Source organism: Rahnella sp. CJA17(1/100), from assembly GCF_963881615.1.
GTDB lineage: Bacteria > Pseudomonadota > Gammaproteobacteria > Enterobacterales > Enterobacteriaceae > Rahnella > Rahnella aceris.
On record NZ_CAWOJA010000003.1, the window covers coordinates 147,551 to 167,943 of the forward strand.

The following is a 20,393-nucleotide window of genomic DNA, read 5'->3' on the forward strand; positions in this document are numbered from 1 at the left end:
ATGAGGAATTAAGGATGAATGAATCAGAATGCACTCAGCAAGAACGTTATCGTGAAAGAGGATACAGCAACGATCTTCTGCCAAAATTAAAAGAAAAAAGAAACTGGAAAGGATTTAATTATTTTACGCTGTGGATGGGTTCGGTACACAACGTGCCGAATTATATTGCGGTCGGCGGATTTCTTATTCTCGGGTTGTCTACGTTTAGCGTGATGATGGCGATTATTATCAGCGCGCTGTTTATTGCGGCGGTGATGGTATTAAACGGGGCGGCAGGTTCGAAATACGGCGTACCTTTTGCGATGATCCTGCGCGGTTCTTACGGTATCCGCGGCGCATTATTTCCCGGCATTCTCAGAGGCTGTATCGCGGCGATTATGTGGTTCGGTTTGCAATGCTATGCCGGTTCACTGGCCTTCCTGATCCTGATTGGCAAAATCTGGCCGGAGTTCCTGACCCTCGGCGGTGATTTCAATCTGCTGGGTATTTCCATGCCGGGGCTGATCGCCTTTATGATTTTCTGGGCAATCAACGTGATGATCGGTTTTAGCGGCGGCGGGGTGCTGAATAAATTCACCGCCATCCTTAATCCGTGCATTTATGTTGTTTTCGGTGGCATGGCGGTTTGGGCTATCTCGCTGGCCGGGCTGGAAAATATCCTTAACTATGTGCCCGCCAATGCCGAGCAATCGGGTAATCCGCTGTTCCTGTTTCTGGTGGTGATCAATGCCGTGGTCGCGGTGTGGGCGGCACCGGCGGTGAGTGCTTCGGACTTTACCCAGAATGCCAGCAGTTTTAAACAGCAGGCGTGGGGACAAACGCTGGGTCTTATCGTGGCGTACGTGCTGTTTGCCGTTGCCAGCGTCTGTATTCTGGCTGGGGCAAGCATTCACTACGGCGTTGATACCTGGAACGTGCTGGATATCGTACAGAAATGGGACAGCCTGTTCGCCTCGGTGTTTGCTGTGTTAGTGATCCTGATGACCACCATTTCGACCAACGCCACCGGTAACATTATCCCGGCCGGTTTCCAGATTGCCGCTATCGCACCGAAAAAGCTGACCTATAAAAAAGGTGTGCTGATTGCCAGCCTGATAAGCGTGGTGATTTGCCCGTGGAAACTGATGGAGAATCAGGAAAGTATTTATCTGTTCCTCGATATTATCGGCGGGATGTTAGGGCCGGTCATTGGCGTGATGATGGCGCACTATTTTATTGTGGTACGCAGTGAGCTGGATCTGGATACGCTGTATACCGCACCGGGAAATTATAACTATTACGATCGCGGATTTAATACCGTGGCATTCGCCGTGACATTAATTGCCGTCGTCCTTTCACTGGGCGGAAAGTTTATTCCTGTGCTGGAACCTTTATCGCGGGTTTCCTGGTTTGTGGGTGTCATTGTGGCTTTCGTTTTGTATTCCGTTTTTATGAAAAGGGAACCGTCACTTCAGCCGCAAAATGTGTGAGCCGGTAAACCGGCATGAAATAAACGAATAATAAATCCAATAATAAAATCTTATCTCTGTACTTTCATAAGGAAATATAACCATGTCATATGATCTGATCATTAAAAAAGGCACTGTTGTTCTGGAAAGTGAAGCCGTTATTACGGATATCGCGGTGAAGAATGGCAAAATTGTCGCCATCGGCGATGACCTGACTGGCGCAGAAAAAATACTCAGCGCGGAAGGGTTGATCGTTGCGCCGGGAATGGTGGATGCCCATACGCACATCTCCGAACCGGGTCGCAGCCACTGGGAAGGCTACGCCACCGGTACCCGTGCGGCGGCCAAAGGCGGGATCACCACCATGATCGAAATGCCGCTTAACCAGTTACCGGCCACGGTGGATCGCGCGTCCCTGCACATGAAATTCGATGCTGCCGAAGGCAAGCTGACCATCGATGCCGCGCAGTTTGGCGGGCTGGTGTCTTACAACCTTGACCGTTTGCATGAGCTGGATGAAGAAGGCGTGGTGGCCTACAAATGTTTCGTCGCTACCTGCGGCGACCGCAGCGTCAGTAACGATTTCCGTGACGTGAATGACTGGGAATATTTCAAAGGCCTGCAAATTCTGGCAAAACGCGATCAGTTAGTGGCGGTTCATGCGGAAAACGCGCTGATCTGCGACGAACTGGGCCGCGAAGCCAAAGACGCCGGACGGGTGACGGCACATGATTATGTTGCCTCACGCCCGGTCTTCACTGAAGTGGAAGCCATTCGCCGCGTGTTGTATCTGGCGAAAGTAGCGGACTGCCGTTTGCACGTCTGCCATATCTCCAGCCCGGAAGGTCTGGCGGAAGTGCTGCGCGCACGTCACGAAGGCCAGCGTGTGACCTGTGAATCTTGCCCGCATTACTTCGTACTGGATACCGCACAGTTTGAAGAGATCGGCACGCTGGCAAAATGTTCGCCACCTATCCGCGACAAGAAAAATCAGGACGGCATGTGGGAACACCTGCTGAAAGGTGACTTTGACTGTCTGGTCTCCGACCATTCGCCGTGCCCGCCGGATATGAAAGCCGGCAACGTCATGCAGGCGTGGGGCGGTATCGCCGGACTGCAAAACTGCGTCGATGTGATGTTCGACGAAGCCGTGCAGAAACGCGGTATGTCGTTGCCGATGTTCTCAAAGCTGATGTCTTCCAACGCGGCGGATATCTTCGGGCTGAAGCATAAAGGCCGTATCTCCATCGGCAAAGATGCCGATTTCGTGTTCATCAAACCGAACAGCAGCTATGTGCTGAAAGCGTCAGATCTGGAATATCGCCATAAAGTCAGTCCGTATGTTGGCCGCACCATCAATGCGCAGGTCGTGAAAACTATTCTGCGCGGCGAAACCATCTATGACATCAAAGATGGTTTCCAGGATAAGTGCATCGGTAAATTCGTACTGAAACACCAGCAGTAATCTCTGCATCTGCCCGCTGTGTAAACGGCGGGCTTTTTCTTTTTGAGGTCAGCCAGATTGTCATGATGTTATTTCCCAGAGCGCAAATCCTGCCGGGTATCCAGTGGTTCTTCTTCATTTTCTGCAACACGGTGGTTATCCCGCCGACGTTACAGTCTGCGTTTCAGCTTTCCGATGCGGCCACGCTGTGCCTGATGCAATACTCTTTTATCGCCACCGGGCTGGCGTGCGTGGCGCAGGCGGCGCTCGGCCACGGCCGCGCCATTATGGAAGGGCCGACCGGATTGTGGTGGGGCGTGATCCTCACCGTGACGCTGGCGGAAGCCGCGCAAGGGACGCCGCTGCCGGTGATCGGCGGCAGTCTGGCTGTGGGTATCGCACTTTCCGGTGTGATCACCGTGCTGATTGGCCTGAGCGGGCTTGGTCATCGTATCGCCGTGTTGTTTCGTCCGGCGGTGATGATGGTGTTTATGTTTTTACTCGGTGCCCAACTGCTGTCGCTGTTTATTAAAGGCATGCTGGGGCTCCCTTTTGGCGTGCCGCAGGGGCCGGTGGCTATTGATTTTCCGGCGTTCCTGCTGGCGCTCGCCGTGGCGGCGCTGGTGGTCGGTATTGTGGTCTGGCTGCCGTCACCGTGGAATAAATATGGCCTGCTGGCTGGTACGTTGCTCGGTTGGGCGGCATATCGGATCATTTTCCCGCAGGCCGTCAGCCCGGGCACCGGCACAGACTGGCAGTGGTTTCCGCTGGGCGCGCCGCAGGAATTACGCGGTGGTATTATCCTGACCGCCACGATGACCGGGATGCTGAATATTTCGAATACTTTTGGCGCGCTGCGCGGCACCCAGATTTTTTACCCGCAGCAGACCCCGCAATATCGCCGCAGTTTTGTGGTTTCCGGCCTGTTTACCCTGGGATCGGCTGTTCTGGGCATCGTGCCTTTTTCGCCGTTTGTCTCATCGATTGGCCTGCTGACGCAAACCAATGACAACCGCAAAGCACCGTTTATTCTCGGCGCGCTGGTGGTGGTTGCCATTGGTCTGTTTACGCCGCTGACGGCGTTTTTCGCCCGCATCCCGTTGAGCATCAGCAGCGCCGTGTTGCTGGTGTCTTATCTGCCTCTGCTCAGTTCGTCGCTGTCATTTCTGCCCCACATCAGGCTCAGCAGCCGCAATGTTTACCGTCTGGCGATCCCGCTGTTTGCCGGGATTTTCCTGATGGGGCTGCCTGCCGGATATGTGCAGCAGGTGCCGCTGTGGCTGCGTCCGCTGCTGAGTAATGGTTTGCTGACCGGCGTGATGCTGGCGATTGCGCTGGAAAATTTATTGCCCTGGGACCGGGTTCACTGAGTCCCCATTACCGAAGGATTGAAGATGAAAATTATTATTGCGCCCGATTCATTCAAGGAAAGTTTAAGTGCGGAATGTGCGGCGATGGCGATTGAAGACGGGTTTCGCGCTGTGTTCCCGGAACTCGAGGCTGTCCGTCTGCCGGTTGCTGACGGCGGCGAAGGCACGGTGGATGCGCTGATTGCCGCGACCGGCGGGCATCGCATTGATATTGAGGTGACAGACCCGCAGGGACATCGCGTGCGTGGTTTTTACGGCGTGAACGGCAAAGGTGATTGTGCGGTGATTGAAATGGCCGCCGCCAGCGGTCTGATGCTGGTGCCCGCCGGACAGCGTGACCCGCTCGCGGCCACCAGTTTCGGCACCGGTGAGTTAATCCGTCATGCACTGGACGGCGGTATCCGCCATATCATTTTAGGCATTGGTGGCAGCGCGACCGTTGATGGCGGCATTGGCATGGTACAGGCGCTCGGCGGCCGTTTTACCGATGCGCAGGGCATTGATCTGCCGTGGGGCGGCGCCGCGCTGGCGCAACTGGCGGCTATTGATCTGAGCGCACTGGATCCGCGTTTAGCGCAGTGCCGGATTGAAGTGGCGTGCGATGTGGAAAATCCGCTGACCGGCCCGTGCGGTGCGGCGGCAGTATTCGGCCCGCAAAAAGGCGCGTCGGCACAAGATGTTCAGGTTCTGGACGCGGCGCTGGCCCATCTGGCGGCGGTTATTTTCCGCCATCTCGGCGTTAACGTGCTTGAGTGGCCAGGCGGCGGCGCGGCGGGCGGAATGGGTGTGGCGGCTCGGTTGTTCCTGCGTGGCAACATGCGTTCCGGTATCGACATTATTATGGATGCCATCGGGCTGGATGAGGCGATGCAAGGTGCTACGCTGGTGATCACCGGCGAAGGGCGGCTGGATCAGCAGACCATTAACGGCAAAGCACCGGTCGGTGTGGCGCGGCTGGCACAACGCTACCATGTGCCGGTGATCGGGCTGGCGGGCATTCTGGGCGAAGGAGTGGAAGTCGTGCATCAGCACGGGCTGGAAGCGGTATTCAGTATTCTCCCACGCCTCGCGCCACTGGAAACGGTGCTGGAGCAGGGGGAGGAAAACCTGCGTTACGCTGCGCAAAATCTTGCCCGAGTTTACCGGCTGGGCATGAAGGCCTCTTCCTGACGTTATCGGTTTCTCAAAACACAAAAACCGCCAGCGATGGCGGTTTTCTTATTACATTCACGAACCGTTAAAGTTCGACGTCGCGGTTACAGTCTTTCGAATAGATATAGCTCAGCGGCTCATCGCGCCCCACGGCATAACAGGCCTGCGGACAGTACGCCCCCATAAAGATATAGTCGTTTTTCTTCACCGGGATCCAGTGGTTATCCAGGTTATACATGCCTTCACCGCTGAGGATCAGCGCACCATGCTCCTGCACGTGCGTCTCCACATAGCCGTGGCAGGCACCTGGCGCAAACGTCAGAATATGAATGTTCATATCGAACCCCAGATCCGCAGGGAGTAAATCCTGCACAATCACATCCGACATGCCTTCGTAGTGGATTTTTTCCAGCTGATGCACGTTGTTGCTCACCACATGCGGCTGGAAACCACTGACCGGCGTATAGCGTTTTTTATAGAGGAATAAGCGGCTGTTCTGGCCGCCGTTGGCATTCACCAGCGTCATGCTCACGCCCGGCGGGCAGTAAAGATATCCGCCGCTTTCCAGCCGGTAATCCTGACCTTCGGCATTCGCAGTGATGTTACCGTCGATCACGTAGACGAAGGTTTCGATATGCGCGTCGCCGCCGAAGCCCGCCAGGTTTTTCCCCCCTTCCAGCATGTTGACCAGATAATCCACAAAGGTCGCGCCCAGTTTCGGCGTCGCCAGAATGGTGATTTCACAGCGCTCAAAACCGGGCAGGGTATTTTTGACCAGACCGTCGGGTTCAATCAGCGCATAATTCCCGCGTTTGATGATGGAACGGTTAGAAAGTAAATCATTGATATAGCCTGTGTTTTGGTTGATATAACCCATTGTAAACTCCCTTTAAGACAGATTAATAAGCCAGTTGATGCAGCATTTTCGCCAGCATTTCCACGCCCGCGGCCAGATCGGCAACAGCGGTGTTTTCTGCCGGGTTGTGGCTGATACCCGCAATGCTGGGAACGAACAGCAGGCAGGTCGGTACGCAGGCGGCGAAAATCTGCGCGTCGTGCCCGGCGCCGCTGTGCATCACGCGGTAACGGCTGTTTTGTTCACGGCACAGGGCGTCGAGTTGCACCACCAGTTGTTTGTCCATGGGCACCGGCGCTTCATCCATCCATAAATCAATGTCGATGCCGATGCCGCGTTCCTGGCAAATCCGCCGCATGGTGGCTTCCAGTTCTGTGGTAAACGCCAGCAGCGCCTGCTGATCGGTGTGACGGCAATCAATGCTGAACACGGTTTTACCCGGCACGACATTAACGGTACCCGGCACCGGCACCACTTTGCCGAAGGTCAGCACCAGCGGGTCGCCGTGCGATTCGGCGCTTTCGGTGGCCGTCACGCAAATCTGACTGAATGCCTGAAGGGTATCTTTGCGGTAACTCATCGGCGTAGTGCCCGCGTGATTGGCGGTGCCGGTCAGGGTCACGGTATAGCGGCGCTGACCGACAATCGCATGCACCACGCCGAGTTGCTGCTGATTGCGTTCGAGCACGCTGCCCTGCTCGATATGCAGTTCGACAAAGGCTTTGATATCGCGGCGGGCGGGCAACGGAGAACCGGGCAGCGTGAAACCACATTGCTGCATCGCATCGGTAAATTTCACGCCCTGCGCATCGGTGATGTTGCGCACATCGGCAGGATCGGCCTGTCCGACAATGTTTTTACTGCCCCAGAAAACATAGGGAAAACGGCTGCCTTCTTCTTCGGCCAGTGACACCACTTCCAGCGTGCGGCGCGGCGTGCCAAAGGTGTCTTTCAGATAGCGCATGGCGATAAAGGCGGCGAGCACACCGAACTGTCCGTCGAGATGGCCGCCGCTGACCACCGTATCGATATGCGAGCCGGAGAGAATGACCTCGTCTTTGCGGTCACTGCCTTCGATGCGGCCATATAAATTGCCGACGGCGTCGAAACGGGTGGCGAACCCATTCTGCGCCATCCGCTGTTTTAACTGATTTTGCGTTTCCAGCCATTCGGGGGAATAAAGCAGGCGGGAAATACCGCCAGCCGGATCTGCGCCAAATACCGATAACCAGTCGAGCTGACTTTCTACGTGCTGATAAAAGGGCGACATAGCATATTCACCTTTAAATAAATAATTAATGTGCGAAAGGAGATTGTGTTTGATAAGTGTGGGTATAAAGCTCATCGGAAATTAAATAACGATAAATGTCATCTATCAGTTCTATTCCATTGGCTTTCGTATGCTCTTCATAAATATCCAGGTTCTGGCCCGGATACAGCACTTTTTCAAAACCCGGCGCCGGACGAAGTGCCACTAATTCGGCCAGCATCTGGCTGATATTTTTTCTGAATATCTGAGAAGAGGTAAAGAACGCCGGATTAATCACAATGTGCAACTGGCCGAGGTCACGACCGGCGGTGAGGTCTTCATACATCGAGCTGACGGAGCGCCCGAACGGCAGACCGAGTAAAATACCGGACAACACATCGACCATCATCATCAGGCCGTAGCCTTTCGGGCCGGACATCGGCAGAAGCGCTTCGACGGCATAAGGATCGGTGGTGGGATTGCCTGCGCCATCTACCGCCCAGGTGTCAGGGATTTTTTCATTGCGCGCCCGGGCATCAAGGATTTTCCCCCACGCCTGCACGGTGGTCGCCATGTCAAAGGTGATGATTTGCTCCCCTTCGCCGGGTGCGGCAAAGGCAATCGGGTTGGTGCCGTAATAGATGTCGGCGGAGCCAAACGGCACCACCATCGGGTCAGACTGGCAAACGGAAACCGCGATCAGACCGGCTTTGGCCGCGCGGTGAACGAAATAAGACAGCGCGCCGCAATGCCCCATCTGTCGGATTCCCACCACGGCGACACCTTTAGTTTTTGCCATGTCGATGGCATGTTCCATCGCCAGGTTTGCTGCGACATGGCCAGGTCCGTTATCGGCATGCAGAATGCCGCTGCACGGCCCGGTTTCTTCCCACTGCAACGCCGGAGAGGTGTTGGTGCCGCCTCTGGCAATACGTTCGGCATAATATTCAACCCGCACCGCGCCGTGAGAATGGATGCCTCTGGCATCAGCATAAGAGAGCACGTCGGCCACCACGGCGGCATGTTCCGGCGTTAAACCGGCGGTGGTGAGTTTGCGGGCAATAAGCTGGTGTAATTCTTCGCGACTGACCTTCATCTGGCGTTCCTTATTTGCAGCGAATGAGGCGTTGAATAGCGAAGAAAATACGGGATATCCCGCGTGAGAATGTGATCTGAATAACTAATCAGGGATAGCGAAAATCAATTTGCTAATGCGCATTTTTTCTTATTAATTTTTTATTTAATCGTTATTCATTATTTAATTTCTTCACATGTAAATCAGCGTGGTTATTTAATTAAACCTGACAATAAATCAAGTGTGAGCCAGTTCACCTTGCGAGGTTTTATTTCTGCGTAGCCTGCGTCTCACCGTCTGAAAATATAAGGGAAGCAGATGATCCACGCCTGTATTAAAAAAGGAAGTTTTCAGGATTCCGTCAGCCTGATGATTATTTCCCGCCAGCTCAGTGAATCACCGGACGTTGACGATGTATCGGTGATGATGGGGACACCCGCCAATAAAGCGTTATTAGAAGCCACCGGTTTCTGGCATGCCTGTTTTGAACAGGCGACGCCGAATGATATCTGCGTGGCGGTGCGTAGCGAAAGTCGCGAAGCAGGCATTATTGCTGCGATTACCGCACAGCTTGAAGACGCCTTAAAAGCCATGTCAGCCGGGCAACGCGGCGGGCGATCTCTGCCGGTAGCGCGCCGTTTTTCCAGCGCGGAACAACGCCTTCCTGACGCTAATCTGATGCTGATTTCCATTGCGGGCGAGTATGCCGCCGGGCTGGCGCATCAGGCGCTCGACAGTGGCCGCAACGTGATGATTTTCTCTGATAACGTCACGCTGGAAGACGAAATCGCGCTTAAACAAAAAGCCTGTGAGAAAGGGTTGCTGGTGATGGGGCCGGATTGCGGCACCGCCATTATTGCCGGTGCACCGCTGGCGTTTGCCAATGTGTTGCCGCAAGGCGTGATTGGCGTGGTCGGCGCATCCGGTACCGGCATTCAGGAACTGACGTCGCAAATTGCGCTGAACGGACAGGGCATTTCGCAGGCTATCGGCCTCGGAGGACGCGATCTTTCCGCGCAGGTCGGCGGCATCAGTGCGCTGACGTCGCTGAAGATGCTGGCGGAGGATCCGCAAAGTCAGGTGCTGGCCTTTGTCTCCAAACCCCCGGCAGACGCCGTTCGCCTGAAAGTGATGGCGGCGATGAAAGCTATTCGTAAGCCAGTGGTGGCGCTGTTTCTCGGTGCGCCGGTCAGCCAGGCGCGTGACGGCAATGTCTGGCTGGCATCGACCCTCGATGAAGCGGCACGCATCGCCTGCCTGCTGGCGCGGGTGGTTCAGGTTGCCGCATCACAACCTGATGTCACGGGTAAAAAAATCGCCGGATTGTTTACCGGTGGCACGCTGGCCGCCGAGGCCGCAATGGTGCTGGCCGGTCTGCTGGACGTGGAAGCCGATCATGTCCATGAGCACGGCACCATGCTTGACCACAACGGACACCGCATCATTGATTTGGGCGACGATTTCTACACCGTTGGCAAACCGCATCCGATGATTGACCCGACCTCGCGGGAACAGCTGATTCTCGGGCTGGCCGGTAAATCTGAAACCGGCGTGCTGCTGCTGGATGTGGTCATTGGTTATGGCGCGCAGCGCGATCCGGCCGGTTCGGTGGCAACGGCTGTCAGGCAACTGATGACGCAGCGCGCCCGACATGCGCCGCTGGTGGTGATCGCCATGGTGACGGGCAGTGAGCAGGATCCGCAGTGCCGTTCGCAGCAAATCGCCCTATTGCGCGAGGCGGGCATTTTAGTGGTGCAAACCCTGCCGGAAGCCACGCTGCTGGCACACACCTTATGTACCCAAACTGCCGTGACACCTGCGGCATCAACTTGCCCGCTGTTGTCGCAGGTCGCGGTGATCAACGCCGGACTGCGCAGTTTTGCGCTGGATTTGCAATCGGCTTCGGTGCCGGTCGTGCACTACCCATGGTCGCCCGTTGCGGGTGGCAATCTCCGGCTGGCCAGCTTGTTAAAACAACTGGGCTGAGCCGCTTCCCCTCTTCGGATAACGAGACATCTTATGAAAAATACCCTCGAACAGGCCAATACCGCCGTTATCGAACGCATTCGTCAGGCGCGCCCGCACTGGCTTGATGTTCAGCCCGCCCGTCAGGTGATCCCGGTGCTGAATCAGGGAAAAACCCTGCTGCATGCAGGCCCGCCTGTCTGCTGGGAAGACATGACCGGCCCGGTGCGCGGTGCCTGCATCGGCGCCTGTCTGTTTGAAGGCTGGGCGCAGGATGAACAACGTGCGTTGCAATTGCTGAATAGTGGCGAAATCCGGTTTGTGCCTTGTCATCACGTCAGTGCGGTCGGGCCGATGGGCGGTATCACGTCGGCGAACATGCCGGTGCTGGTGATCGGCAATCTCACTGACGGCAACCGTGCTTTCTGCAACATGAACGAAGGTATCGGCAAGGTGATGCGTTTCGGTGCCTATGGCCCGGATGTTCAGATGCGTTTGCGCTGGATGCGCGACGTGCTGGCACCGGCACTGAGTGGCGCGTTGCATCGTCTCGAGCGCGGTATCGATTTAACGGCGATGATGGCGCAGGGCATTACGATGGGCGATGAATTCCATCAGCGCAATATCGCCACTTCGGCGTTACTGATGCGTACGCTGGCACCGCAACTGGCGGCAGGCAATCTGGATAAAACCACGCTGACTGACGTTTTGCATTTTCTGAGTACGACCGATCAGTTCTTCCTCAATCTGGCGATGGCTTACTGCAAAGCGGCGATGGATGCCGGTGCGGCCATCGGCAAAGGCAGTATCGTCACCGCCATGACCCGCAACGGCAAAGAGTTTGGTATCCGCGTCAGCGGCCTCGGCGATCGTTGGTTTACCGCACCGGTGAATATGCCGCAGGGATTGTTCTTCAGCGGCTACAGCCAGGAGGATGCCAACCCGGATATGGGTGACAGCGCCATCACGGAAACCTTTGGCGTCGGCGGCGCAGCGATGATTGCCGCGCCGGGTGTGACCCGTTTTGTCGGCGCGGGCGGGATGGATGCCGCCATCACCGTGTCTGAAGAGATGGCGGAAATCTTCCTCGAACGCAACATGATGCTGCAAATTCCCGGCTGGGATTTTCAGGGCGCCTGCCTTGGACTGGATGTGCGGCGTGTGGTGGAAACCGGCATCACGCCGCTGATTAACACCGGCATTGCTCACCGCGAACCGGGGATTGGTCAGATTGGTGCCGGCACGGTACGTGCGCCGCTGGCCTGCTTCGAACAGGCGCTGGAGGCTCTGGCGGAACACCTCGGGGTGCATCCTCAGGTATGAATATTCCCGCACCGCTGGCGGTCAGCGCTCACGCACCGGTATGTCCCGGTGACTGGCAGGTTGTTGGTTTGTTTTCCCGCGCCATCAACCTGAGCAATGAGCGGGGCGAATGGCTGACACTGCATCGATACGGCAAAGGGTTGAGCCCGATGGGATGGCTGTTGCGGGCGCGGGATTTTGAAGGGCTACTCAGTCGTCTGACGTTGGGCGATGTGATGCGGGCGGGTGCTGAAAACCCGCCCGCGCGCAGGCTGGATTTGCACGTAACACAAGGCTCGCGGCAGCTTTACGACTATGTGCACGGTGTTCTGACCGGATGCCCGCAGCTTACGGGGCTGTTCGGTGAGCTTCGTCAGGTTGTCCGTGAACCGCCCGGCGGAGAACTGGCGCATATTCAGCATCAGTTATTGCGGCAGTTGCAGGGGCATCGCGTTGACTGGCAGAACGTAGTGGGTAAAGGCGCGGGGCTGACACCGAGCCACGACGACACGCTGACCGGCATGTTGCTGGTGTGTGCGGCGCGCGGGTTGCCGGTCGGTGACTTTTTTGATCATACACCGGACCTGCGCACGCTCACGTCATCGGTCAGTTGCGCCTATCTGCATCATGCGGTGAGAAGACAATTTTCCACCCCATTGCTGCATCTGATTCGTGCCCGGCGCGCAGAGCAGGTTCTGGCGCTGGGGCACACGTCGGGTGCCGATACGCTGCTTGGCGTCTGGCTGGCATTGACGCTTTTCAGGGAACACTTTCTTTAAGGAGGAAACATGGAAACTTTAGTGGTCGCACTGGGCGGTAATGCGCTTTTACAACGTGGCGAATGCCTGTCGGCTGAAAATCAGTATCGCAATATTGCGACGGTGGCCGGTGCGCTGGCGCGTCTGGCGACGCGCTACCGTCTGGCGATTGTTCACGGCAACGGCCCCCAGGTCGGATTGTTGTCATTACAAAATCAGGCGTATACGGAGGTGCCCGCCTATCCGCTGGATATTCTGGTCGCAGAAACACAGGGCATGATCGGGTTTATGCTGGCGCAAATGCTCGGGCAGCAGACGGGCATGCCAGAGGTGTCCACCGTGCTGACGCGCATTGAAGTCGACAGCCGCGATCCGGCGTTTGCCTCTCCCGAAAAATTTATCGGGCCGGTGTACCCGCCGGGATCTCAGCAGGAACTGGAAAACCTGCATGGCTGGAAAATGAAAGCCGACGGGGCTTATTTGCGCCGCGTGGTGGCGTCACCCGTGCCTAAGCGGATTGTGGATATCGACGCTATTCAGCAATTGCTGGCGCGCGGGCACGTGGTGATTTGTAATGGCGGTGGCGGCATTCCGGTGTTTGAAGACGGCAACGGCGCGCAGGCGGTAATCGACAAGGATTTGTCGGCAGCGCTGCTGGCGCGTCAACTGAAGGCGCAAAAGCTGGTGATCCTGACCGATGCCGATGCGGTGTATGAACACTGGGGCACGCCGCAGCAACGGGCGATCCGTCGTGCGACGCCCGCGCAGCTCGCGCCTTTTGCGCAAAACGACGGTTCGATGGGCCCCAAAGTTGCGGCGGTCAGCGCGTTTGTGAATTACAGCGGCTATCCGGCCTATATCGGCGCGCTGGATCAGATCGAGGCGGTGCTGGCGGGAGACGCCGGAACCTGTATTTCGGCAACGGCGTAAGAAAACGGCTCCGCATCGACGGAGCCGTGAGTTACCAGTCCTGCGGGGTTTCTTCCTGCCCGGCGCGGAACTGACCACGCGGCATAATGTTCAGCGTTTCATGCAGTTCTGACCAGACCAGCACAACCTCGCCGCTTTTCAGCTGACGTTTCACGTCATCGACTTTTTGTTCCAGCGATCGTTCCTGCTCGCCGTAATCGGTGCCTTCGCGCAATACGAAGGATTCCACCACGCTGGTGAGCAGTTCAGCGTCCAGTTCCTGCCAGGGAATAATCACTCTGTTGTTTCCTTAGTCTTATTTTCTAAATACGGGGCGATCCAGGCCGGAATGCGCTGTTCCAGCCACATCTGCGGATGACGTAAGCTGCCGGAAACAAACCCGACATGTCCGCCATGTTCTGTTAACTGATATTCCACGCAATCCGGTAAATTTTCTGCTTTCGGGATGACCTCCGGCGTCATAAACGGGTCGTCTTTGGCGTGGATAATCAGCAACGGCGTTCTGATCTGCGCCAGTAACGGCAGGCCGCTGCACCGGCGGTAATAATCCAGCGCGTCGGTAAATCCGTGCGCTTTTGAGGTGATGGCGTCATCGAATTCACGAAGGTAACGCATGGCTTTTAGCTGCTCCAGCGTGACGGGCAATGTGCCCGGATATTTCGCCAGTTTGCGCGAGGCATTGCCTTTGAGCTGATCGAGCAGATAGCGCTGATAAATCCGTGATGAACCTTGTTCCAGCCGGTAAGCGCAAGGTTCCAGCATCAGCGGCGCGGAGACCACCACGGCGGCGCTCAGCGTACACGTTTCCCCTTCCTGCCCGAGATAGCAGGCCAGCATATTGCCGCCGAGCGACACGCCCACCGCGCCGGTCGGGACTTCGCCATAAGTTTCATTGAGCCAGCGAATGAAAAAACGGGCGTCTTCGGTTTCGCCGGAATGGTAAATACGTAGCAGTTTATTGGGTTCACCGCTGCATCCGCGAAAATGCATCACGACGCCGAGCCAGCCTTTGTCTTTCCAGGCCTGCAATAGACCGTGGGCGTAAGGGCTGAAGAAACTGCCTTCCAGTCCGTGAAACAGGATCATGCGTGGTTTATGTCGCGCCTGTTCCGGGTCTTCAGTCCAGGCTAAATCCAGAAAATCACCGTCCGGCGTATCCAGCCTTTGCCAGTGAGGTTTGAGTTTTGCGTGCCGCCGAACGAGCCGCGGTAACAGCGTCTGGATGTGAGGATTACTGGCCCCGCGCAGGGGGCGAAAGGATTCAAACATAAGATGAATAAATTTCTCTTAAGAGACTCTTGTGCGATCAATATCACGCTGTTAGCTTCAATGCTATCGCACATCTTTCGGGTCGGAGAACCCAAATTAAATGGAACCTGGTTTATTTTTCTCGATGCTCGGATTTTTATGGGTCGCCGCTATCACCCCTGGCCCGAACAATATGTTGTTAACCACGTCTGGCGCTAACTTCGGGTTCTTCCGCTCACTCTGGCTGATGGTCGGCATTATGCTTGGCATGCAAAGTATTTTGCTGCTGGTGGCGTTTGGGGTCGGCGGGCTCATCACGATTTATCCTGCGTTACATCTGTTCCTCAAAATCGCCGGTAGCCTGTATCTGCTGTGGCTGGCGTGGAAGATTGCGACATCTGCCTATGAAAAACTGGAAACCGGCGCCCCGCCACCCAGGCCGATCCGCTTGTATCAGGGCTGGTTGCTGCAATTCCTCAACCCGAAAGCGTGGCTGATGGGGCTGGGCGCGGTCGCGAGCTTCAGTCTGGCCGGTGCCGCCTATAACCACTCTATTGCCGGTATCAGCCTCGGGATGTTCCTGGTCAATCTGGTGTCCGGGATCATCTGGCTTGGCTTCGGTACCGTAATTGGCCGCCTGCTGCGCAGCAGGCGTGCGTGGTATACCTTTAATATCGCGATGGGGATTCTGACCGCCGCCTGCGTATTGCTGATCTGGCACTGATTTGCAGACAAAAGAAAGGCGCCGTCGTGGCGCCTTTCTCATTTCTTACCGAACGATCTTCTAGTCGAGATCAAAGGCTTTCGACATGTCTTCCAGTTGTTCCTGTGCATCGAGCCAGGTCATTTCGGTCTCTTCCAGCGCGCCTTTCACTTTGGTCTGCTGTTGCAGACATTCGGTGAGATCGGCTTTACGGCTGTTGTCGTAAATCGCGGAATCAGTCAGACGCTCTTCAATGGTCGCCAGTTCTGTACTTAATTTTTCCATCTGCGCTTCAAGTTTGGTGATTTGCTTACGCAGCGGTTGGGTCTGATTGCGGAAATCGGCTTCGCGACGTTTCTGGTCTTTACGCGACTGCGCGCTGTTAACGCCGCCGTCTTTGGCCGGTGCGTCCTGCTGGCTTTCCTGACGCTGAACGTCCACCAGCCATTGCTGATAATCTTCCAGATCGCCGTCGAACTGTTCCACTTTGCCGCCGTGTACCAGATACAAATCGTCAGTGGTGGAGCGCAGTAAGTGGCGGTCATGCGACACGACAACCATCGCGCCCTCGAAGTCGATCAGCGCTTCGGTCAGCGCCTGACGCATATCGAGATCCAGGTGGTTGGTCGGTTCATCGAGCAACAGCAGGTTAGGGCGCTGCCAGACAATCAGTGCCAGCACCAGACGCGCTTTTTCACCGCCGGAGAATCGCCCGGTAGGATCCGTCACTTTATCGCCGTGGAAACCAAATCCGCCGAGATAATCGCGCAACTGCTGTTCGGTTTCTTTGTTCGCCAGGCGTACCAGATGTTGCAGCGGCGAATCTTCTGCGCGCAGGAACTCCAGCTGATGCTGCGCGAAGTAACCGAGTTTGACGCCTTTCGCCAGACCAATGTCACCGTGAAGCGGCGGCATGGTGCCAGCCAGCAGTTTGATCAGCGTGGACTTCCCGGCCCCGTTACGGCCGAGTAAGCCGATACGTGAACCCGGCACCAGATTCAGTTTGATCGACTCCAGAATCGTGGTGTCGCCATAACCGGCGCTGACTTTTTCCATCCGCAACAGCGGATCGGGCAAACTTTCCGGCGAGCGGAAGCTAAAATGAAAAGGATTGTCGACGTGCGCCGGGGCTATCAGCTCCATGCGTTCCAGCATTTTAATACGGCTTTGCGCCTGCTTGGCTTTGGTCGCCTGCGCACGGAAACGGTCAATATAACTTTGCAGATGCGCCACTTTCTCCTGCTGACTTTCAAACAATGCCTGCTGTTGCGACAGTTTGGTCGCACGCTGGCGTTCGAAAGACGAGTAGTTACCGGTGTATTCGTTCAGCGTCTGCTGTTCGATATGCAGTATTTTATCGATGATCGGATCGAGAAAGTCCCGGTCATGGGAAATCAGCACCAGCGTGCCGGTGTAGCTTTTCAGCCATTTCTCCAGCCAGATGACGGCGTCGAGATCCAGGTGGTTAGTCGGTTCATCGAGCAGCAGTAAATCAGAACGGCAAATCAGCGCCTGCGCAAGGTTGAGACGCATGCGCCAGCCGCCGGAGAACGATTTGACTGGCTGCTGCAACTGATTCTGAGTAAAGCCCAACCCGCTGAGCAGGCTCGCCGCGCGCGCCGGAATGGTCCAGGCGTTGATGGCGTCGAGTTTACCGTGCAGCGTGGCGATGGCGTGGCCGTCATCACGCTCGTTAGCGTGCTGCAATTGCGCTTCCAGTTGGCGAAATTCGCGGTCACCGTCGATAACATACTCTATCGCAGGCTGGTCCAGAGCGGGTGTTTCCTGATTGACCCAGGCCAGCGCCCAGTTGGACGGAAACGTCAGGTTGCCTGCATCGGCGCTCATTTCACCTTTAAGCAGCGAAATCAGGGTGGATTTACCGCAGCCATTTTTGCCCACCAGCCCGACTTTCTGGCCGGGATTGATGGTCGCAGACGCGTTGTCCAGCAGCACGTTAGTGCCGCGTCGGATTTGTAAGGAGGAGAAAACAATCATAAAGCGCCGTGTTGAGAGTATGTTAAATTGTCATGATAATGATTTAAACAAGACGTATCGCGTCCCATTTTGTCTTTGCGAAGCATGGTAACGGAAAAACCGCACCCTGACGACGCTTTGGAGGTATTGATGTCGCAGCCACCAAAGGTTTTGCTGCTGTACGCCCACCCGGAATCACCCGATTCAGTCGCCAACCGCGTTTTGTTACAGCAGGCACAGCAACTTGAGCATGTCACCGTGCATGATTTGTACGCCCACTATCCTGATTTTTTTATTGATATCCACCGCGAACAACAACTGCTGCGTGAACACAAAGTGATTGTCTTTCAGCATCCTCTTTATACCTACAGTTGCCCGGCGCTATTGAAGGAATGGATGGATCGCGTGCTGGCCCGGGGGTTTGCCAGCGGTGCTGGCGGGAATGCGCTAAACGGCAAATACTGGCGTTCGGTCGTTACCACCGGCGAGCCGGAAGGCGCATACCGTGCGGGCGGTTATAACCGTTATCCGATGTCCGATATTATGCGTCCGTTCGAGCTGACGTCGGCGATGTGTCATATGCACTGGATGACGCCAATCGTTATTTACTGGGCACGACGTCAGAAACCTGATGTGTTGCAGAGCCATGCCGAAGCGTACGGCGAATGGCTGCAATCCCCGTTGCCGCATGGGGGGATCGTCTGATGGACGTTTCAAGTATTCCTACGGCAATCCTGCTGTTTTTATTCGCTGCGGTGGTCGCCGTGCCTCTGGCGCAACGTTTAGGTATCGGCGCGGTGCTCGGCTATTTGCTGGCGGGCATTGCCATCGGTCCGTGGGGCTTAGGTTTTATCCGTGACGTGGATGAGATCCTGCACTTCTCCGAACTGGGCGTGGTTTTCCTGATGTTTATCATCGGGCTGGAACTGAATCCCGGTAAGTTGTGGGCGCTGCGGCGGCAAATCTTTGGCGTGGGTGCCGGGCAGGTGATCCTGACCGCGCTGGTGCTTGGCGGTTTGTTGTATCTCACGAAGTTTTCCTGGCAGGCGGCGGTGATTGGCGGTATCGGGCTGGCGATGTCATCCACGGCGATGGCACTGCAACTGATGCGCGATAAAGGCATGACGCGTAACGAAGGCGGCCAGTTGGGTTTTGCCGTGCTGCTGTTCCAGGATATCGCGGTGATCCCGGCACTGGCCCTGATCCCGATTCTGGCGGGGGGCTCCGAAGGCAGCAATAACTGGGAAATGATCGGCCTGAAAGTGCTGGCCTTTGGCGGGATGTTGATTGGCGGACGCTATCTGCTGCGGCCGATTTTCCGGCTGATTGTGGCCTCCGGCGTGCGTGAAGTGTTTACCGCCGCCGCGTTGCTGGTGGTGCTCGGCTCGGCGCTGTTTATGGATACGCTGGGCTTTTCGATGGCGCTCGGGACGTTCATCGCCGGGATTTTACTGGCTGAAAGTGAATATCAGCACGAACTGGAAATCGCTATCGAGCCATTTAAGGGTTTACTGCTCGGGCTGTTCTTTATTTCTGTCGGCATGGCGCTGAATCTGGGTGTGCTTTATACCCATATTTTGCTGGTGCTGGCGGGCGTGATTGTTCTGGTGACTGTAAAAGGTGCCTTGTTGTACGGGCTGTCCCGTGTATTTGGTTTGCGCACCTCGGTCCGGCTGCAATTTTCCGCCGTGCTCAGCCAGGGCGGTGAATTTGCTTTCGTGCTGTTCTCGGCGGCGGGCGCGCAGAAAGTGATTTCTTCGTCGCAGCTTTCGCTGTTGCTGGTGGTGGTGACGTTATCAATGATGACCACGCCGCTGCTGATGCAGTGGGTTGACCGGATTCTGGTGCGACGCTACAACGACGGCGAAGAAAGCGACGAAAAGCATTTTGTTCAGGATGACGAACCGCAGGTGATTATTGTCGGGTTCGGGCGTTTCGGGCAGGTGATCGGACGTTTGCTGATGGCGAATAAAATGCGCATTACGGTGCTGGAGCGTGATATCAGCGCCGTCGGGCTGATGCGAACTTACGGCTACAAAGTCTATTACGGCGATGCAACCGAACTGGAGTTACTCAGGGCGTCCGGCGCGGAAAAGGCAAAGTCGATCGTTATTACCTCCAATGAGCCGGAAGATACGATGGCTATCGTGCATTTATGCCAGCAGCATTTTCCCCATCTGAATATTCTGGCGCGTGCCCGTGGCCGTGTGGAAGCGCATGAGCTTTTGCAGGCCGGCGTAGTGAATTTTTCCCGCGAGACGTTTTCTAGTGCGCTGGAGCTTGGGAAGAAAGCACTCGTGACGCTGGGCATGCATCCGCACAGTGCGTATCGCGCGCAGCAACATTTTCGCCGGCTCGACATGCGGATGTTGCGTGAACTGGTGCCGCAAAACCGCGGCGACGTTGCGCAGATTTCCCGCGTGAAAGAGGCCCGGCGAGAGCTGGAAGACATCTTTCAGAGTGAAATGCATAACGAACGTCGCCAGCTTGATGGCTGGGACGATGACGAATAGCCCGGTAGCAGAAAAATAATTTCGGTGGTTGATCGAAAACTGACCGGACGCAATATCGGAAATTTCAGGAGAAGTAACATGGCTACAACCCGTAAACGGTTCATCGCTGGTGCGGTGTGTCCGAAATGTAAGGCGATGGATACACTGGCTTTATGGCAGGAAGATCAGGTTGAAGTGGTGGAGTGTGTAAAGTGCGGACACCATCAGCGTCAGACTGACGCGCAGGTCAGCAAGAAGCTTCGCCCGGAAGAGCAGGTGATTGGTATTTTCGATCCGAAGTAGCGTTATGGCTCGTGTTTTTTTATGCTGGTAGTACAGAGACGCGGATTTCCGCTACACTCTTCGCCAAATTTATCCGATCGCGCTTTTCAGGATGATCTCATCGAAAAGTGGCCGTCACTGA

General features: G+C 55.9%; 18 protein-coding genes. 12 read left to right on the forward strand and 6 right to left on the reverse strand.

Going from position 1 to position 20,393, the window contains the following annotated elements:
- Positions 1 to 14 precede the first annotated feature (14 nt).
- The 4 genes from AACU55_RS02360 to AACU55_RS02375 all read left to right on the forward strand — a co-directional run bounded on the left by AACU55_RS02360 (position 15) and on the right by AACU55_RS02375 (position 5,432).
- Positions 15 to 1,469 carry an allantoin transporter gene (locus AACU55_RS02360; RefSeq protein ID WP_134706580.1) on the forward strand — a complete coding sequence of 485 codons (1,455 nt, stop codon included), beginning with the start codon at positions 15 to 17 and terminating at the stop codon, positions 1,467 to 1,469.
- 82 nt (positions 1,470 to 1,551) lie between these two features.
- Positions 1,552 to 2,913, forward strand: a complete 1,362-nt coding sequence (allB, locus tag AACU55_RS02365) for an allantoinase AllB (protein ID WP_014411522.1) — start codon at positions 1,552 to 1,554, stop codon at positions 2,911 to 2,913.
- 62 nt (positions 2,914 to 2,975) lie between these two features.
- A complete protein-coding gene (locus tag AACU55_RS02370; RefSeq protein ID WP_134706581.1) occupies positions 2,976 to 4,262 on the forward strand; it encodes a uracil/xanthine transporter in 1,287 nt (428 codons plus the stop codon).
- Positions 4,263 to 4,286: 24 nt separating this feature from the next.
- Positions 4,287 to 5,432 (forward strand): glycerate kinase, encoded by a 1,146-nt coding sequence (locus tag AACU55_RS02375; protein WP_134706582.1) that lies wholly within the window; start codon positions 4,287 to 4,289, stop codon positions 5,430 to 5,432.
- Between the two features lie 67 nt (positions 5,433 to 5,499).
- Here AACU55_RS02375 and allE read toward each other — a convergent pair whose 3' ends face one another.
- Genes allE through allD form a run of 3 tightly spaced genes read right to left on the reverse strand, consistent with a single transcriptional unit; the run spans position 5,500 to position 8,615 of the window.
- Positions 5,500 to 6,291: a (S)-ureidoglycine aminohydrolase gene (gene allE, locus AACU55_RS02380; RefSeq protein ID WP_119261131.1), complete on the reverse strand. Its 792-nt coding sequence runs from the start codon at positions 6,289 to 6,291 to the stop codon at positions 5,500 to 5,502.
- Positions 6,292 to 6,313: 22 nt separating this feature from the next.
- On the reverse strand, positions 6,314 to 7,540 hold the full coding sequence (gene allC / locus AACU55_RS02385; protein WP_134706583.1) for an allantoate deiminase: 1,227 nt from the start codon (positions 7,538 to 7,540) through the stop codon (positions 6,314 to 6,316).
- Positions 7,541 to 7,565: 25 nt separating this feature from the next.
- The gene (gene allD / locus AACU55_RS02390) at positions 7,566 to 8,615 is read right to left on the reverse strand and encodes an ureidoglycolate dehydrogenase (protein ID WP_013573649.1); all 1,050 of its coding nucleotides are present in this window, start codon (positions 8,613 to 8,615) and stop codon (positions 7,566 to 7,568) included.
- Between the two features lie 297 nt (positions 8,616 to 8,912).
- Here allD and fdrA point away from each other — a divergent pair, with 297 nt between their 5' ends.
- Genes fdrA through AACU55_RS02410 form a run of 4 tightly spaced genes read left to right on the forward strand, consistent with a single transcriptional unit; the run spans position 8,913 to position 13,549 of the window.
- Positions 8,913 to 10,580 carry an acyl-CoA synthetase FdrA gene (fdrA, locus tag AACU55_RS02395; RefSeq protein ID WP_134706584.1) on the forward strand — a complete coding sequence of 556 codons (1,668 nt, stop codon included), beginning with the start codon at positions 8,913 to 8,915 and terminating at the stop codon, positions 10,578 to 10,580.
- 33 nt (positions 10,581 to 10,613) lie between these two features.
- Positions 10,614 to 11,882: a YlbE family protein gene (locus AACU55_RS02400; protein ID WP_037033614.1), complete on the forward strand. Its 1,269-nt coding sequence runs from the start codon at positions 10,614 to 10,616 to the stop codon at positions 11,880 to 11,882.
- A complete protein-coding gene (locus AACU55_RS02405; protein ID WP_134706585.1) occupies positions 11,879 to 12,640 on the forward strand; it encodes a DUF2877 domain-containing protein in 762 nt (253 codons plus the stop codon). Before AACU55_RS02400 ends, AACU55_RS02405 begins: the two co-directional genes overlap by 4 nt.
- Positions 12,641 to 12,649: 9 nt before the next feature.
- Positions 12,650 to 13,549 (forward strand): carbamate kinase, encoded by a 900-nt coding sequence (locus tag AACU55_RS02410; protein WP_013573653.1) that lies wholly within the window; start codon positions 12,650 to 12,652, stop codon positions 13,547 to 13,549.
- 31 nt (positions 13,550 to 13,580) lie between these two features.
- Here AACU55_RS02410 and AACU55_RS02415 read toward each other — a convergent pair whose 3' ends face one another.
- Together AACU55_RS02415 and AACU55_RS02420 are read right to left on the reverse strand one after the other, a co-directional pair.
- On the reverse strand, positions 13,581 to 13,826 hold the full coding sequence (locus AACU55_RS02415) for a YheU family protein (protein ID WP_013573654.1): 246 nt from the start codon (positions 13,824 to 13,826) through the stop codon (positions 13,581 to 13,583).
- Positions 13,823 to 14,818, reverse strand: coding sequence for a hydrolase (locus AACU55_RS02420; protein WP_037033612.1), 996 nt, complete (start codon positions 14,816 to 14,818; stop codon positions 13,823 to 13,825). The genes AACU55_RS02415 and AACU55_RS02420 overlap by 4 nt, the downstream gene beginning before the upstream one ends.
- A gap of 100 nt (positions 14,819 to 14,918) precedes the next feature.
- Here AACU55_RS02420 and AACU55_RS02425 point away from each other — a divergent pair, with 100 nt between their 5' ends.
- Positions 14,919 to 15,521 carry a LysE family translocator gene (locus AACU55_RS02425; RefSeq protein ID WP_013573656.1) on the forward strand — a complete coding sequence of 201 codons (603 nt, stop codon included), beginning with the start codon at positions 14,919 to 14,921 and terminating at the stop codon, positions 15,519 to 15,521.
- A gap of 60 nt (positions 15,522 to 15,581) precedes the next feature.
- On the opposite strand, the gene AACU55_RS02430 is transcribed toward AACU55_RS02425, so the two are convergent.
- Positions 15,582 to 17,498, reverse strand: coding sequence for an ABC transporter ATP-binding protein (locus tag AACU55_RS02430; protein WP_134706586.1), 1,917 nt, complete (start codon positions 17,496 to 17,498; stop codon positions 15,582 to 15,584).
- Positions 17,499 to 17,627: 129 nt separating this feature from the next.
- Here AACU55_RS02430 and kefG point away from each other — a divergent pair, with 129 nt between their 5' ends.
- From kefG to AACU55_RS02445, 3 genes are all read left to right on the forward strand, one after another.
- Positions 17,628 to 18,182, forward strand: a complete 555-nt coding sequence (kefG, locus tag AACU55_RS02435) for a glutathione-regulated potassium-efflux system ancillary protein KefG (RefSeq protein ID WP_014411531.1) — start codon at positions 17,628 to 17,630, stop codon at positions 18,180 to 18,182.
- The gene (gene kefB, locus AACU55_RS02440; RefSeq protein WP_013573659.1) at positions 18,182 to 19,990 is read left to right on the forward strand and encodes a glutathione-regulated potassium-efflux system protein KefB; all 1,809 of its coding nucleotides are present in this window, start codon (positions 18,182 to 18,184) and stop codon (positions 19,988 to 19,990) included. Before kefG ends, kefB begins: the two co-directional genes overlap by 1 nt.
- A gap of 78 nt (positions 19,991 to 20,068) precedes the next feature.
- On the forward strand, positions 20,069 to 20,272 hold the full coding sequence (locus AACU55_RS02445; protein WP_013573660.1) for a YheV family putative zinc ribbon protein: 204 nt from the start codon (positions 20,069 to 20,071) through the stop codon (positions 20,270 to 20,272).
- The last annotated feature ends 121 nt before the right edge of the window (positions 20,273 to 20,393 follow it).